Origin of the sequence: Pseudomonas sp. St290 (assembly GCF_018325805.1) — a bacterium.
In the GTDB taxonomy this organism is placed as follows: domain Bacteria; phylum Pseudomonadota; class Gammaproteobacteria; order Pseudomonadales; family Pseudomonadaceae; genus Aquipseudomonas; species Aquipseudomonas bijieensis.
Genome location: NZ_AP014703.1, coordinates 6,332,683 through 6,347,632, shown reverse-complemented (window position 1 = coordinate 6,347,632; position 14,950 = coordinate 6,332,683). Strand labels below are relative to the sequence as shown.

The window sequence follows — 14,950 nt, the reverse complement described above, 5'->3', positions numbered from 1 at the left end:
TCAGGTTCAACCGGCCACCGCGAACAGGCGGTCCAGTTGCGCCTGGGCCTGGCCGGCAAAAATTTCCAGCAATGCGCCGAGGGTGTGCGCCGGGGCCTCATTGGCCCGGGTCACGGCATACAGGGAAATGGGCAGCGGTGGCGACAACGGTCGGATTGCCGTACGGGTGCTCGAGGCGCCGAGCGCCGTGAACGGGTCGATCACCGCCAGCCCGGCACCGGATTCGACCATGGCCCGGGCCAGTGAATACGTCTGCACGGCGATGCTGATGCGCGGCGGTGGTTCCACGGCCTTGAGATAGCCGTCCAGTTTGGCCGAGAGCGGGTCGGCGCTGGACAGGCCGATCAACGGTGCGCCGGCCAGCGCCTGCAACGGCATCGGCTGCCCCACCTGTGCTTGGGTCCAATGCCCGCTTGGCGCCAGGGCCACCAGTACGCCGCTGGCCAGGGCCTGGGCCTTGAGGCCCGGATGATCGGGCGGTTGCAGGGTCAGGGCGACGTCGATTTCGCGCATCAACAGGTTTTGCACCAGTTCGCGGCTGTGGGCGCTGGACAACTCGCAGACGATGTCCGGGTAGCGGTGCGTCCATTGATGAATCGCCGCTGGCAGCAGCGACAGGGCCAGGGCCGGTGTCGCACCGATCCGCAGGCTGTGGCCCGGCTCGCGCCGCAGGCTTTGGGCGAGACGTCGGACACCTTGCAGGCTCTCGCTGACTTTATCGACCTCGCGCTCCAGTTCCAGCGCTTCAGGCGTGGCCTGCAACTTGCCGCGCACCCGCAGAAACAACGCAAACCCCAATTGCTGCTCGGCATGCTGCAACACTTTGGTCACCGCCGGTTGCGAAACATGCAGCAGTTGGGCGGCACCGCTGATGGAGCCGGTCTGGCGTATGGCCTGGAAGATCTCGATATGGCGAAGACGCATGGCGAACCCATAACCTTTGTTTATAGGGAGCCCATCTTTATTCATTGTTCGCGGCCTGTCACCTCGCCCTAACCTCAAGCCATTGAAAACGGATGTGAGATGGACATGGCTCAGCGGGTTTGCATCATCGGTGGTGGCGTGGTCGGGCTGGCGACGGCTTATGCATTGGTGCGCGATGGCGTCGACGTGACGCTGGTGGAGGCCCGGGAAACCTTGGGCAGCGAAACCAGTTTTGCCAACGGCGGCCAGTTGTCGTATCGCTACGTCACCCCGCTGGCGGACGCCGGGGTGCCCTGGCAGGCACTGGGCTGGATGCTGCGCGGTGATTCGCCACTCAAGTTGCGACCGCGTCTGGACCCGGCACAGTGGCGCTGGATGGCCGCGTTCATCGGCGCCTGCCGGACCTCGGTCAACCGGCGCAACGGCGCCCACCTGTTGCGCCTGGCGTTGTTGAGCCAGGCAACCTTGCAGGGCTGGCGCGAGGACGACCGCCTCGACGGTTTCAACTGGCGGCGCAATGGCAAGCTGGTGACGTTTCGCGACGCGAGGCATTTCCAGCGTGCGCGGCAGGGCTTGGCGGACAGCACCCATCAGCAGGTGCTTGGCCCCAACGAGTGCGCGAACCTGGAGCCGGCCCTGGCCGGCGTGCCATATGTGGGTGGGATCTACACGCCGGATGAGGAAGTCGCCGATTGCCATGCCTTCTGCCAGCAATTGGCGGTACGTCTGCGGGCTTCGGGGCGTTGCGAGTTCCTGTTGGGGCAGCCGGTGAGCGGCATCGAACACGCCGACGGCGCGGTGCGCGCCATCGCGCTGGACGGGCAGCGGCTCCCGGTGGAGCAATTGGTGATCGCCGCCGGCCATCGCAGTGCCGCGCTCGCAGTGCCTGGCGTGCGGATGCCGCTGTATCCGCTCAAGGGCTACAGCCTGACCGTGCCTATTGGCCCACAGCATCGGGCACCGGAGTTGAGCATCACTGACTACGACCGCAAGGTCGTCTACGCTCGCATCGGCGAACAACTGCGAGTCGCGGCGATGGTGGACATCGTCGGCTTCGACCCGACGCCGGACCCCAAGCGCCTGGCCCTGATCAAGCGTCAGGCCCAGGAAGCCTTCCCCCAGGCTGGGGATTACCAGCGCGCCGTCGAATGGGCCGGCATGCGCCCGGCGACCCCCAGCGGCGTACCGCTGATCGGCGCCACTGGCTACCGTAACCTGTGGCTCAACCTCGGTCATGGGGCCTTGGGCTTTACCCTGGCGTGTGGTAGCGCTCGCTTGCTCAGCGAGCTGATCCGCCAGCACACACCCTCCATCGACTTGCAGGGCTTGACGCCCCGCGCCGCCTGACCCATCCAACGGAGAATAACAATGCAAAAAATCACGTTGATCGGCTGCACCCTGAGCCTGTTGCTAAGCGTCCAGGCCCATGCCAATGAAGCGCCGCCGACCGGCACATTGGACAAGATCGCCAGCAGCCGGAGCATTACCCTGGGCTATCGTGACGCCTCGGTGCCCTTTTCCTACGTCGGTGACAGCAGCGGCCAGCCGATGGGTTACTCGGTGGAGCTGGCGGGCAAGATTGTCGAGCGCATCAAGACCCAACTGGCGTTGCCGCAACTGAACGTGAAGTACAACCTGGTCACGTCCCAGACCCGTATCCCACTGGTGCAGAACGGTACCGTCGACCTGGAGTGCGGCTCGACCGGGGTGACGGCCGAGCGGCAGAAGCAAGTGGCGTTTTCCTATGGCTTCATCTATGTGAAGGGCCAGTTGCTGACGGCCAAGGACAGCGGCATCCACAGCTTTGCCGACCTGCGCGGCAAAAATGTGGTGACCACCGCCGGTACCACCAACGAACGCTTCCTGAAAAGCTACAACCAGGACAACAACGCCGAGATGTTCATCATCAGCGCCAAGGATCACGGCGAGTCCTTCCAGATGCTCGAGACCGGTCGGGCGGCGGCGTTCTACATGGACGATGCGCTGCTCTACGGCGAACGGGCCAAGGCCCGCGACCCGCACAAATGGGTGGTGGTGGGGCAGGAGCAATCGCGGGAAATCTACAGCTGCATGCTGCGTAAGGACGACCCGCAATTCCTGGCGCTGGTCAACGCGACCCTGGCCGATTTGTACAAATCGGGGGCGATCAACGAGATCTACGCCCGCTGGTTCCAGAAGCCGATCCCACCCAAGGGCCTGAACCTGGAGTTCCCGATGACCAGCGAATTGAAGGCGATCATTGCCAAGCCGACCAGCGAGCCGGTGCAGTAGGCCGCACGGACATCCACGACCCACTCCCACAATTGATCTTCAGTGGTCGCGGAGCCTTAGAAATCCCCCCACAACTGCTGCGCCACTGCCAGCGCCACCACGGGCGCGGTTTCGGTGCGCAGCACGCGGGGGCCGAGGCGGGCGGCGTGGTAGCCGGCGGTCTTGGCTTGTTCGACTTCGGCTTCCGACAACCCGCCTTCGGGCCCGATCAGGAATGCCAGGCTCGACGGCTTGGCATGGCTGACCAGCGGCTCGGCCACCGGATGCAGTACCAGCTTCAGCTCGGCCTCGGTCTGTTTCAGCCAGTCAGCCAGTAGCAGCGGTGGGTGGATCACCGGTACGGTCGAGCGTCCACACTGCTCGCAGGCGCTGATCGCCACTTGGCGCCAGTGCAGCAGGCGTTTGTCGGCGCGTTCGTCCTTGAGGCGTACTTCGCAGCGCTCGCTGAAAATCGGCGTGATCTCGCTGACCCCCAGCTCCGTGGCTTTCTGGATCGCCCAATCCATGCGCTCGCCCCGGGACAAGCCCTGGCCGAGGTGGATGCGCAGCGGCGATTCAGGTTGGCCGGCGAACTGCTCGTCCAATTGCACCCGCACGCGTTTCTTGCCGACTTCGGCCAGCGTGCCGCGAAACTCCTGGCCCGAGCCGTCGAACACCTGCACCGCATCGCCCTCGGCCATGCGCAGCACCCGGCCGATGTAGTGGGCCTGAGCTTCGGGCAGTTCGTGGTCGCCGAGGCCCAGGGGGGCGTCGATGAAGAAGCGGGACAGTCTCATGCTGGATCTCTGAAAAGGTTAAAAGTGCAATGAGGGTCTGTGGCGAGGGGATTTATCCCCGTTGGGCTGCGCAGCAGCCCTAAAACCGGACGCTCCGATGCTTCAGGCAAATCGTGTTGCCTGCATTTGGGGCTGCTGCGCAGCCCAGCGGGGATAAATCCCCTCGCCACAACAGTATTCCGACAAGAACACCGGGGGGTCAGCCCGGATCGCGATAGCCCGGATGAAAATCCTTCGGCACCGCCACGCTGACCTTGTCCCGGGTGGCGATGTCGATGCCTTCGCTGGCCACTTCTGCCAGGAAGTCGATCTGCTCCGGGGTGATGACATACGGCGGCAGGAAATACACCACGCTGCCCAGCGGTCGCAACAGCGCACCGCGCTCCAGGGCATGCTGGAACACACTCAGGCCGCGCCGTTCCTGCCACGGGTAGGCGGTCTTGCTGGCCTTGTCCTTGACCATCTCGATCGCCAGCACCATGCCGGTCTGGCGCACCTCGGCGACGTTCGGGTGGTCGGCCAGGTGCGCGGTGGCGCTCGCCATGCGCTGGACCAGGGCCTGGTTGTTTTCGATGACGTTGTCTTCCTCGAAGATGTCCAGGGTCGCCAGGGCCGCGGCGCAGGCCAATGGGTTGCCCGTGTAGCTGTGGGAATGCAGGAAGGCGCGCAGGGTCGGGTAGTCGTCGTAGAACGCGTTGTAGACCTCGTCGGTGGTCAGGCACGCCGCCAACGGCAGGTAACCGCCGGTCAGGGCCTTGGACAGGCAGAGGAAATCCGGGGTGATACCGGCCTGTTCGCAGGCGAACATCGTCCCGGTGCGGCCGAAGCCGACGGCGATTTCATCGTGGATCAGGTGCACGCCATAGCGGTCGCAGGCTTCGCGCAGCAACTTCAGGTACACCGGGTGGTACATGCGCATGCCGCCAGCGCCCTGGATCAGCGGCTCGACGATCACCGCCGCGACGGTGTCGTGGTGCTCGGCCAGGGTCTGCTCCATGGCCGCGAACAGGTTGCGTGAATGCTCTTCCCAACCCATGCCTTCGGGGCGGTGGTAGCAGTCGGGGCTTGGCACCTTGATCGTGTCCAGCAGCAGTGCCTTGTAGGTTTCGGTGAACAACGGCACATCGCCCACCGACATCGCCGCGATGGTTTCGCCGTGGTAGCTGTTGCTCAGGGTGACGAAGCGCTTCTTGTCCGGCCGGCCGCGATTGATCCAGTAGTGAAAGCTCATCTTCATCGCCACTTCGATGCAGGACGAGCCGTTATCGGCGTAGAAGCACCGAGTCAGGCCCTCGGGCGTCATTTTCACCAGGCGCTCGGACAGCTCGATCACCGGTTGATGGCTGAAGCCGGCGAGGATCACGTGCTCCAACTGATCGACCTGGTCCTTGATCCGCTGGTTGATGCGCGGGTTGGCGTGGCCGAACACGTTGACCCACCAGGAACTGACGGCATCGAGGTAGCGCTTGCCTTCGAAGTCTTCCAGCCACACGCCTTCACCGCGCTTGATGGGGATCAGCGGCAGCTGTTCGTGGTCTTTCATCTGGGTGCAGGGATGCCACAGCACCGCGAGATCGCGTTGCATCCACTGGTTATTCAGGCCCATGTACAGTCTCCTCGAGGCGGCTCGCGGCGGGCGCGGGCAAAACAATCGCGCAAGCCTATGCAATGGCGGCCCCGGGGACAACCCATTGTGTCATCGCGGCTACTTTGAATGAGGCGATAGACGTCGCTGGCGGCGTTTTGATGGCTGACGTATTCTTCGCCGTTCTCTGAGCCGACAGGCTCGAAAACTGAAATTTCCTACGTTTTAATCCGGAGTTCGTTGAATGTCTGCTGGTTGGCTGCGCGCCTGTGCGCTGGTGATGATAGGGCTGTTCAGCGTTGCGGCGCTGGCCAAGGACAAACAACCGACGGCCATCGTCATCGGCGGCGGCCTGGCGGGGCTCACGGCCGCCTATGAGTTGCAGAACAAGGGCTGGGCGGTGACGCTGCTGGAGGCCAAGCCGGACCTGGGCGGGCGTTCGGGCATGGCCACCAGCGAGTGGATCGGCAACGAGAAGACGCAGCCGGTGCTGAACAAGTACGTCTCCACATTCAAGCTGAGCACCACGCCGGCCCCGGAATTCGTGCGCACCCCCAGCTACCTGATCGACGGCACCTACTTCACCGCCGCGGACCTGGCGACCAAACAGCCGGCCACCGCCGAAGCCCTCAAGCGCTACGAAACCACCCTGGACGACCTGGCGCGTTCCATCGAAGACCCGCAGAACCCGGCGGCTACCAATACGCTGCACGCGTTGGACCAGATCACCGTGTCCAACTGGCTCGATCGTCTGCAACTGCCGGCCACGGCGCGGCAGTTGGTGAACCAGGAAATCCGCACCCGCTATGACGAGCCGTCGCGCCTGTCGCTGCTGTATTTCGCCCAGCAGAACCGCGTCTATCGTGGCGTGTCCGACCGCGACCTGCGGGCCTCGCGCCTGCTTGGCGGCAGTCCGACCCTGGCCCAGGCGTTCGTCAAGCAACTGAAGACCATCAAGACCAATTCGCCGGTGTCGGCCATCTCTCAAGACAAGGACGGTGTGACCGTCAAGGTCGGCAGCGTTGGCTACCAGGCTGACTACGTGGTGCTGGCGGTGCCGCTGCGAGCGCTGAACAAGATCCAGCTGACCCCGGCCCTGGACGCCCAGCATCAAGGCGCGATCAAGGGCACCAACTACGGCTGGCGCGACCAGATCATGCTCAAGTTCAAGAACCCGGTCTGGGACAGCAAGGCACGCATGTCGGGCGAAATCTACAGCAACGCCGGCCTGGGCATGATGTGGATCGAACCGGCCATGAAGGGCGGTGCCAACGTGGTCATCAACCTGTCCGGCGACAACGCCCGGGTGATGCAGGCCTTTGGTGACAAGCAGATGGTCGATCAGGTGCTGATCCGCCTGCACGCGTTTTATCCACAGGCCCGTGGCGCGTTCACCGGTTATGAAATCCGTCGCTACAGCACCGACCCGTCCACGGGTGGCGCCTACCTGGCCTTCGGCCCGGGCCAGATCAGCAAGTACTGGCGCCTGTGGGAAAAGCCATTGCAACGCGTAGCCTTTGCCGGCGAGCACACCGACACCCTGTACCCGGGCACCCTGGAAGGCGCGCTGCGTAGCGGCCAGCGGGCGGCCAGCCAGGTTGAGGACCTGGCGGCGGGCAAGTCGTTCGAACCGGCCAAGGTCGCGCCAGTTGCAGCGGCAGCAGCGGCGGGTGCGGTAGCGGCGAAGAAGGGCAACTTCTTCAGCAACCTGTTTGGTGGCTCGGATGACGACAAGAAACCAGAGCCGGTCAAGGCACCAGAGCCGGTAGCGCCTGCACCAGCGCCTGCGCCGACACCCGTCCCAGCCCCAGCACCCGTGGAACCGCCAGCGCCTGCTCCGGCGAAGGTTGAGCCAGCCAAGAAAGCAGCGACCAAACCGGCGGCGAAAAAACCAGCCGCCAAAGCTCCGGCTAAAAAAGCGCCGGCCAAGGCCCCGGTGAAAAAGGCCGAGCCGGTGAAGAAGCCAGCAGTCAAACCGACGACGGCTACTGAGACGAAGGCTCAGTAACGATCAGGTGGAAAGAACGCGGCTCAAGGGCCGCGTTTTTTTATCCAGCATCAAGCGTACCGGCGGCGCCACTCAAAGCCCGGCATCGCTTAATAAGCGCTACGTCCTACGCGCCTTGGCGATACATCGGAAACTTCCCACCCTTTAACCGGAAGCAGGCGATAGCGCGCACCAAGCCACAAATCTAGGCTCCTCCAAAAACAGGAGCGCGTATGAAAATACTAATGGCAGTGGTCGTATTGGCTTCGATATATGGATGTGTGTATGGCGAATGCCGAGATCCTTTGACGATTCCGATGATTCCAGAAAGAGATCCGCAGCTAGCACACAAATGCTCCGTCGATCCATATAGGCCTGAGTGCTCGGTAAACTAATAATTCAAAATTTTCACCTCGTGAAAGCTGGAGTTAACATGAAATTGATAGCGGCCTTAATGCTATTGGCAGTATTCGGTGTCAGTGGTTGCACTGCTGATGGCCGTATGGTGCTGAAAAAGCACGATCCTCAATTAGTTTATAAATGCGACATGGATCCTTACAGGCCTGAGTGCGTCAATAAGTGACTCTAGAGAGGCGGCAGCGAAAACGACCAGGTTTTAATTTCAAAGTTCTCAAATAAAATTTTGACCTGCTTTGGCTTGGACATACGTCCCGGGACGAAGCCATAGCGGGCCCAGCAAAGATTCCCTGTTCGCATGTCAAAGATCTGCTGGTGATGAGGTCCATGCAGGCACCCAGCGGCTACCTGCACCCCTCGTCATCACTACCGTTTCCCCTTTAATCTTTCCTTAACCCACCCCCTCCAGACTGATGATCGTATTTCTCGATATTTCAAAGCGAAATTTTCCGCTTTAAATCGATAGATAACTCGCTAGTCTTGATCGCAGTTTTTACAGGATATGAGCAATGCAGCTACGCAACTCCTCTTCTCGCTATGGCTGGGTCAGTATCGCTCTGCACTGGGGCGTTGCGCTGGCGGTCTATGGGCTGTTTGCCCTGGGCCTGTGGATGGTTGGCCTGGATTACTACAGCGCCTGGCGCAAAGACGCACCGGACCTGCACAAGAGCATTGGCCTGGTGTTGCTGGCGGTCATGTTGCTGCGGGTGATCTGGCGTTTTGTCAGCCCGCCGCCGCCGACCCTGCAAACCTACGGGCGTCTCACCCGTATCGGCGCCAAGCTTGGCCATAGCGCCCTGTATCTCGGGTTGTTCGCCGTGATGATTGCCGGTTACCTGATTTCCACCGCAGACGGTGTCGGGATTCCGGTGTTTGGCCTGTTTGAAGTACCCGCGCTGGTGTCCGGACTGCCCGATCAGGCAGACGTCGCCGGCCAGATTCACCTGTACCTGGCATGGGCGCTGGTAATTTTTTCCGGCCTTCATGCGTTGGCTGCATTGAAACACCACTTTATCGACCGTGACGCGACCCTCAAGCGCATGCTGGGACGCCAAGCCTGATGTTCAACCTCGACTCCAAAGGAATAGAAAGCATGTTGAAAAAGACGCTCGCCGCCCTGGCAATCGGTTCTGCCCTGCTGTCGGCCGGTCAGGCCATGGCTGCCGACTACGTGGTCGACAAGGAAGGCCAGCACGCCTTCGTTGACTTCAAGATCAGCCACCTGGGCTATAGCTACATCACCGGTACCTTCAAGGACATCGACGGCAAGTTCAGCTTCGACGCTGCCAAGCCTGAAGACAGCAAGATCGAGTTCAATGTGCACACCGCCAGCGTATTCACCAACCACGCCGAACGCGATAAGCACATTGCCAGCGCTGACTTCCTGAACGTGGGCAAATTCGACAAGGCCACCTTCGTTTCCACCAGCGTCAAGTCCACCGGCAAGAACGCCGATGGCAAGGAAACGGCCGACGTGACCGGCAACCTGACCCTGCTGGGCGTGACCAAGCCGGTCGTGGTCAAGGCCACTTTCCTGGGTGAAGGCAAGGACCCATGGGGCGGTTACCGTGCCGGTTTCGAAGGCACCACCAGCATCAAGCGTTCGGACTTCGGCAAGCAGAAAGACCTGGGTCCAACTTCCGATGCGGTCGAACTGTATGTCTCGTTTGAAGGTGTCAAAGCGAAATAATCTTCGCGCCTGACAAAAAACGCCCCTGGTCTTGCGATCAGGGGCGTTTTTTATTACGCGGATTTCGACAACACAGTGTCCCTGTGGGAGCGAGCCTGCTCGCGATGAGGCCGGTACATGAAAAGAGCGGTGACTGACCCACCGCTATCGCGAGCAGGCTCGCTCCCACAGGGTTGGATCAGAGTCCATCAAATGAAATGCCCCGGGTCGCGAGACCCGGGGCATTTTTCAAGGCTTGGAAAAACTCAGCGATTACGCGTCAGCAATGCCGGTTTCTCGCCCCGTGGACGGCTAGGCAGTTGATCCAGCTGCTCAGGCGTCGGGAAGCGATCGGCTTTCGATTCCTTGTGCATGATCTTCGGCTGGTTGCTGCGCGGGTTCTGTACGGCGGGTTCCTGACGCGGCTGGTCGTCGCGGGCCGGGCGGCGCGGGCGGGTGTCATCGCGACGAGCCTGGCCGTCACGCGGGGCACCGTTGCGTGGGCCGTTGCGCTTGGCCGGCGGAGTGCCGGTGGACGAGCCGTTGCTGTTGCGCGGGCCGTTCTGGCGACCCTGTGGCTGGCCACTGCGCGGAGCGCCTGCACCCGCGCCCTGTGCCGGTGCGCCTGGGCGGCGACCACGGCCCTGGGCCGGTTTCTGCTGCGGCACGTAGTCGACGCGGTTACCGAAGTTGTCGATGTCGTCGTCCAGGAACTCGTCCGGGGCACGATCGGCTGCGGCGCGTGGGACTGGGCGCTGCTGCTCACGGGCTGGAGTGCCTTCGCGGGGCTTCTGTTCGCGGGCTGGGCGTTCGCCACGGCTGTTGCTGGCCGGTTTTTCCTTGCCCTTGTCCTTGCCTTTGTCCTTGCGGCCACCGCCGCCACCGCCGCCATTCGGGCCGTCGCCACGTGGGCCACGGGCATTGCGCGGATTGCGCACATCCGGACGTTCGCGCACTTCAGGCTTCTCGGCCTCGATGGTGCTGGCATCGAAGCCCATCAGGTCGCCGTCGGCAATTTTCTGCTTGGTCATGCGCTCGATGCTTTTGAGCAGCTTTTCTTCGTCCGGCGCGACCAGCGAGATCGCTTCGCCCGAACGACCGGCCCGGCCCGTACGGCCGATACGGTGAACGTAATCTTCATCGACGTTTGGCAGCTCGAAGTTGACCACGTGGGGCAACTGGTCGATGTCCAGGCCACGGGCCGCGATATCGGTGGCTACCAGGATGCGTACTTCGCCGGCCTTGAAGTCGGCGAGGGCCTTGGTGCGGGCGTTCTGGCTCTTGTTACCGTGGATCGCCACTGCCGGCAGGCCGTGCTTGTCCAGGTACTCGGCCAGGCGGTTGGCGCCGTGCTTGGTACGGGTGAACACCAGGACCTGTTCCCAGGCACCGGCGGTAATCAGGTGCGCCAGCAGGGCGCGCTTGTGGCTGGCCGGCAGGCGGAATACGCGTTGCTCGATGCGCTCGACCGTGGTGTTCGGCGGCGTGACTTCGATGCGCTCCGGGTTGTGCAGCAACTTGCCAGCCAGGTCGGTGATGTCCTTGGAGAACGTTGCCGAGAACAGCAGGTTCTGCCGCTTGGCGGGCAGGCGGGCGAGCACTTTCTTCACGTCATGGACAAAGCCCATGTCGAGCATGCGGTCGGCTTCGTCCAGCACGAGGATTTCGACGTGGGACAAATCGACGCTGCCCTGGCCGGCCAGGTCCAGCAGGCGACCGGGGCAGGCCACCAGTACATCGACGCCACGGGACATGGCCTGGACCTGGGGGTTCATGCCGACGCCGCCAAAAATGCAGGCGCTGACGAACTTCAGGTCGCGAGCATAGATCTTGAAGCTCTCGTGGACCTGGGCCGCCAGTTCGCGGGTTGGGGTCAGGACCAGTACGCGCGGTTGGCGCGGGCCATGACGCTGGGATTTGTCTGGGTGACCGTTGGGAAACAACCGCTCCAGGATCGGAAGGGCGAAACCGCCGGTTTTACCAGTACCTGTCTGCGCCGCGACCATCAGGTCGCGACCTTGCAACACGGCGGGGATGGCCCGCTGTTGCACCGGGGTAGGCTCGGTGTAGCCGGCGGCCTCGATGGCGCGGACTAAAGCCTCGGAGAGACCGAGGGAAGCAAAGGACATGAGTAATCCTGTTTTAGTGAGGGCCTGGCCCAATGGGATAGTCTTGCCTGGCGCGAACGACGTTCAACAAAAAGACGTCATCCCGTCCGGTCCTGCCGGGCCTCAAAGGCGGGTCCGGACAAGGCTCGCGCGGGCTGTAGGCTGCGCTGTAGCGGTGTCGGGATGCCTTTTGCAAGGCCGGGCGTCCGGGCGTGAGCCTGGCGGGAAGGCCGGAGTATAACAGAGCAAACGCCGTGCGCCGCTTTCCCGCTGCTCAACGGTTTATTTCAGCGTTGCCTGACCGGGCGAGGCGACCTTGGCAATCGGGCCGGCGCCGTAACGGGCGCTCAGTTCGGCATAGGCCGGTTCGCGCTTGAAACGCTTGAGTTCGGCACCGAAGCGTTGCACCAGCAAATCCATCCCGGCGTTGCGCCGCACCGCCAGGTATTGGCTTTGACGGCTCACAACCGTCGGGTTTTCGGTAATCTGGTCGCCCAACCGCATTTGTTCAAGTACATGCCGGCCCACCCTGCGGTCGGTGATGAGCAGATCGATCCGCCCCAGTTGCAACTTGCCGAAATTGGCTTCGTGGGTGGGCGCCGTTTCACGGGTGAACAGGGTCGACTCACTGAAAGCCTGGCTGTACAGATAACCGGGCGAGGTGCCGATGGTCAGGCCGCCCAAGTCATCGAGGGTACGAAACGGATGGGGCCGGGCATTGGCGTAGAACATCACGAACTCCACGTCCGACAGCGGTTCGCTGGGGTAAAGCAGCATGGCATCGCGCTTATCGCTGTGAAAAATGTCCAGCGCACCGTCCGCCAGCCCCTGCTCCAGCATCACCAGGCAACGCTTCCATGGCAGGAACTGCCATTCCACGTCGATGCCCAGGCGCTTGAACACGATGGCCGTGGTTTCGTAGTCCAGGCCTAGCATCTTGCCCTGCTCTTCGTAGACATACGGGGCCCAGGGTTCGGTGACAATGCGCAACTTCTCGGCCCGGGCAGTCATGCTCAGGCACAGGAGGAGAAGGGCGGTCAGCAGCTGGACAATGACGGGCATGGCCTGAGGTTACGACGAGAGCTCATCAAATAGCTAGAGCGCTCTGGCCTGCGCCCTCGTGGCCTGTGTGGTTATTCCAGTCAGTTCAACTTCTGGCATCCGAATTTGAACTAACGAACTAGCCACGCAGGCTGCTAATTGTCCTTTGCCTGCATCAAGTGCTCATAGATGGCTACGCGGCGCTCACCCAGTACCAGGCGAATCAGCGGATGATTGAGCCAGCGTTTGAGCTCATGGTCCTGCAACGGTTTTTCCAGGCGGTGTTCGACGTTCTCCAGGGCTTTTTCCCACCAGACCGGCGCGCAGGCCTGGTCGAACTGGTTGGTGTGGCGGTAGCAGCCATAGAGGATTTCGCGCATGAATTGGCGTTTATGATTGGGCAGCGCCAGGGTAACGACCTTGTAGGCCAGGCGTTGGAAGGCCGGCGGCCGGGGCAGGGTGGCAGTGACTTGCCCGGTTTCATCCAGGGCCCGTTGGCAAACCGGCGCGGCGCGGTGTTTGTCGAGCCAGGCTTTGGTCTTGGCGCGGAACAGTTGCTTGCGGCTCCAGTAATGATGGATCAGGTCCGGGCATTCGCGCACCTGCACCGAGCGATAGGCCGCTACCGAAAGACAGAATTCTTCCAGTGTGTAGGCACCCTGCGCCAATGGATACAGTTCATCCATCAGGGCGAGGGAGCGATCCAGGACCGCGGTATCCGCGCAGTTGAGGCCAATGACCCCCGAGTTCAACAACGGCATGTCGTCGTCTGCCAATTGCCGCTGGCGCAGGGTGTCGGCCAGTGTCAGGTACAGCCCGGAATCCTTGTTGGCGCCATACGTCAGGCCGAAAGCGTTGCACAGCAGCGTGCCAGGCCGGACGCGGCGGAACAGTTCGAGGGGGGAGCAGTGGAAAAAAGTGTCGGTGTCGATCAGCAGCGCCACTTCGGCTTCTTCGAGCACTTTCTGCATCACCACGTGCTTGGCGCGGAAGTGATAGTCGTGGGGTTCGATCCAGGCCTGGCGGGTCTCGTTGTCCAACGGGCGCAAACGCACCGGCAACCCTTCGTACGGTGCGGGATTGTCGGTGAACACCTGGATATCCAATGCTTCGTCCGGCGTCTTGCGCAGGCCGGCCAACGCGCTGGCGATGCTGAACAACGCTTCCTGGTGATAGGTTTCGGCCCCGTAGACCAGATAAATGAGCTGTGGGGTCGTTAGCCTGTGACCATTGGGCATCTACTGCAATCCTCCAGATATGTGCTTAAAAAAAAAGGCCTTGGTTTTCGCCAAGGCCTCTTGTACCAGCGCATCAAGTCATCAGCGTGGCAGCTTGAGGTTGTTCCATACCGCGAGGCTGGGCTCGGCCTGGTTAAGGGTATAGAAATGCAGCCCCGGTGCGCCGCCTTGCAACAAACGCTCACACATTTGCGTGATGACTTCCTCGCCGAAGCTTTGGATGCTCGAGGCGTCGTCGCCATAGGCTTCCAGCTGCTTGCGGATCCAGCGTGGGATTTCTGCACCGCACGCGTCGGAGAAACGCGCCAGCTTGCTGTAGTTGGTGATCGGCATGATCCCCGGCACGACAGGGATGTCGACCCCCAACTTGCGTACACGCTCGACGAAGTAGAAGTAACTGTCGGCGTTGAAGAAGTACTGGGTAATCGCGCTGTTGGCGCCAGCATTGGCCTTGCGCACGAAGTTGCGCAGATCGTCTTCGAAGTTGCGCGCTTGCGGGTGCATTTCCGGATACGCAGCCACTTCGATGTGGAAGTGCTCGCCGGTTTCTTCACGAATGAAACTCACCAGTTCGTTGGCGTGGCGCAGCTCGCCGCTAGCCATGCCCATGCCCGACGGCAGGTCGCCACGCAGGGCGACGATGCGCTTGATGCCAGCGGCCTTGTATTGGGTCAACAGGCTGCGCAGGTCGTCCTTGCTGTCGCCCACGCAGGACAGGTGAGGGGCGGCGGGGATTTTGACTTCGCTTTCGAGCTGCAACACGGTGTTCATGGTGCGGTCACGGGTCGAACCGCCAGCGCCATAGGTGCAGGAGAAGAAGTCGGGGTTGTAGCTGGCCAACTGACGGGCAGTGGCGATCAGTTTTTCATGCCCAGCATCGGTCTTCGTCGGGAAGAACTCGAAGCTGTAGCGACGGTCTTGGGACATGGTCATA

Annotated in this window: 13 protein-coding genes; 6 read left to right on the top strand and 7 right to left on the bottom strand. The window is 62.1% G+C overall.

Annotated features, from left to right (window positions below; genetic code table 11):
• Positions 1–6 precede the first annotated feature (6 nt).
• Positions 7–924, bottom strand: a complete 918-nt coding sequence (locus PBDP_RS27845) for a LysR family transcriptional regulator (RefSeq protein ID WP_212801571.1) — start codon at positions 922–924, stop codon at positions 7–9.
• 105 nt (positions 925–1,029) lie between these two features.
• Here PBDP_RS27845 and PBDP_RS27840 point away from each other — a divergent pair, with 105 nt between their 5' ends.
• A complete protein-coding gene (locus PBDP_RS27840; protein ID WP_163858930.1) occupies positions 1,030–2,271 on the top strand; it encodes a D-amino acid dehydrogenase in 1,242 nt (413 codons plus the stop codon).
• A gap of 21 nt (positions 2,272–2,292) precedes the next feature.
• Positions 2,293–3,195: a transporter substrate-binding domain-containing protein gene (locus tag PBDP_RS27835; RefSeq protein ID WP_212801570.1), complete on the top strand. Its 903-nt coding sequence runs from the start codon at positions 2,293–2,295 to the stop codon at positions 3,193–3,195.
• Positions 3,196–3,251: 56 nt separating this feature from the next.
• Here the strand turns inward: PBDP_RS27835 and PBDP_RS27830 are convergent, their stop codons facing one another.
• Positions 3,252–3,971 (bottom strand): 16S rRNA (uracil(1498)-N(3))-methyltransferase, encoded by a 720-nt coding sequence (locus tag PBDP_RS27830; RefSeq protein WP_116833650.1) that lies wholly within the window; start codon positions 3,969–3,971, stop codon positions 3,252–3,254.
• Positions 3,972–4,170: 199 nt separating this feature from the next.
• Positions 4,171–5,577: an adenosylmethionine--8-amino-7-oxononanoate transaminase gene (locus tag PBDP_RS27825; RefSeq protein WP_116833649.1), complete on the bottom strand. Its 1,407-nt coding sequence runs from the start codon at positions 5,575–5,577 to the stop codon at positions 4,171–4,173.
• Positions 5,578–5,800: 223 nt separating this feature from the next.
• Between PBDP_RS27825 and PBDP_RS27820 the strand changes: the two genes are divergently transcribed.
• The 4 genes from PBDP_RS27820 to PBDP_RS27805 all read left to right on the top strand — a co-directional run bounded on the left by PBDP_RS27820 (position 5,801) and on the right by PBDP_RS27805 (position 9,650).
• Complete coding sequence (locus tag PBDP_RS27820) at positions 5,801–7,564, top strand: flavin monoamine oxidase family protein (protein WP_212801569.1); 1,764 nt, start codon at positions 5,801–5,803, stop codon at positions 7,562–7,564.
• Positions 7,565–7,976: 412 nt separating this feature from the next.
• On the top strand, positions 7,977–8,126 hold the full coding sequence (locus PBDP_RS27815; RefSeq protein ID WP_162893873.1) for a hypothetical protein: 150 nt from the start codon (positions 7,977–7,979) through the stop codon (positions 8,124–8,126).
• Between the two features lie 343 nt (positions 8,127–8,469).
• Entirely contained in the window at positions 8,470–9,021 is a 552-nt protein-coding gene (locus PBDP_RS27810) for a cytochrome b (RefSeq protein ID WP_212801568.1), read from the top strand.
• Between the two features lie 32 nt (positions 9,022–9,053).
• Positions 9,054–9,650, top strand: a complete 597-nt coding sequence (locus PBDP_RS27805; protein WP_109755099.1) for a YceI family protein — start codon at positions 9,054–9,056, stop codon at positions 9,648–9,650.
• 245 nt (positions 9,651–9,895) lie between these two features.
• On the opposite strand, the gene rhlE2 is transcribed toward PBDP_RS27805, so the two are convergent.
• From rhlE2 to metF, 4 genes are all read right to left on the bottom strand, one after another.
• On the bottom strand, positions 9,896–11,758 hold the full coding sequence (gene rhlE2, locus PBDP_RS27800) for an RNA helicase RhlE2 (protein WP_109755098.1): 1,863 nt from the start codon (positions 11,756–11,758) through the stop codon (positions 9,896–9,898).
• 261 nt (positions 11,759–12,019) lie between these two features.
• Positions 12,020–12,799 (bottom strand): substrate-binding periplasmic protein, encoded by a 780-nt coding sequence (locus PBDP_RS27795; protein ID WP_109755097.1) that lies wholly within the window; start codon positions 12,797–12,799, stop codon positions 12,020–12,022.
• A gap of 134 nt (positions 12,800–12,933) precedes the next feature.
• Complete coding sequence (locus tag PBDP_RS27790; RefSeq protein ID WP_212801567.1) at positions 12,934–14,016, bottom strand: hypothetical protein; 1,083 nt, start codon at positions 14,014–14,016, stop codon at positions 12,934–12,936.
• Between the two features lie 81 nt (positions 14,017–14,097).
• The gene (metF, locus tag PBDP_RS27785) at positions 14,098–14,943 is read right to left on the bottom strand and encodes a methylenetetrahydrofolate reductase [NAD(P)H] (protein ID WP_212801566.1); all 846 of its coding nucleotides are present in this window, start codon (positions 14,941–14,943) and stop codon (positions 14,098–14,100) included.
• Positions 14,944–14,950 lie beyond the last annotated feature (7 nt).

What these genes read in the sequence shown, in the direction of transcription:
- PBDP_RS27810 (WP_212801568.1), top strand. Translation starts at nt 8,470, where the DNA reads ATGCAGCTACGCAACTCCTCTTCTCGCTATGGCTGGGTCAGTATCGCT.
- PBDP_RS27805 (WP_109755099.1), top strand. Translation starts at nt 9,054, where the DNA reads ATGTTGAAAAAGACGCTCGCCGCCCTGGCAATCGGTTCTGCCCTGCTG.
- metF (WP_212801566.1), bottom strand. Translation starts at nt 14,943, where the DNA reads ATGTCCCAAGACCGTCGCTACAGCTTCGAGTTCTTCCCGACGAAGACC.
- PBDP_RS27815 (WP_162893873.1), top strand. Translation starts at nt 7,977, where the DNA reads ATGAAATTGATAGCGGCCTTAATGCTATTGGCAGTATTCGGTGTCAGT.
- PBDP_RS27830 (WP_116833650.1), bottom strand. Translation starts at nt 3,971, where the DNA reads ATGAGACTGTCCCGCTTCTTCATCGACGCCCCCCTGGGCCTCGGCGAC.
- PBDP_RS27790 (WP_212801567.1), bottom strand. Translation starts at nt 14,016, where the DNA reads ATGCCCAATGGTCACAGGCTAACGACCCCACAGCTCATTTATCTGGTC.
- rhlE2 (WP_109755098.1), bottom strand. Translation starts at nt 11,758, where the DNA reads ATGTCCTTTGCTTCCCTCGGTCTCTCCGAGGCTTTAGTCCGCGCCATC.
- PBDP_RS27835 (WP_212801570.1), top strand. Translation starts at nt 2,293, where the DNA reads ATGCAAAAAATCACGTTGATCGGCTGCACCCTGAGCCTGTTGCTAAGC.
- PBDP_RS27825 (WP_116833649.1), bottom strand. Translation starts at nt 5,577, where the DNA reads ATGGGCCTGAATAACCAGTGGATGCAACGCGATCTCGCGGTGCTGTGG.
- PBDP_RS27820 (WP_212801569.1), top strand. Translation starts at nt 5,801, where the DNA reads ATGTCTGCTGGTTGGCTGCGCGCCTGTGCGCTGGTGATGATAGGGCTG.
- PBDP_RS27795 (WP_109755097.1), bottom strand. Translation starts at nt 12,799, where the DNA reads ATGCCCGTCATTGTCCAGCTGCTGACCGCCCTTCTCCTCCTGTGCCTG.
- PBDP_RS27845 (WP_212801571.1), bottom strand. Translation starts at nt 924, where the DNA reads ATGCGTCTTCGCCATATCGAGATCTTCCAGGCCATACGCCAGACCGGC.
- PBDP_RS27840 (WP_163858930.1), top strand. Translation starts at nt 1,030, where the DNA reads ATGGCTCAGCGGGTTTGCATCATCGGTGGTGGCGTGGTCGGGCTGGCG.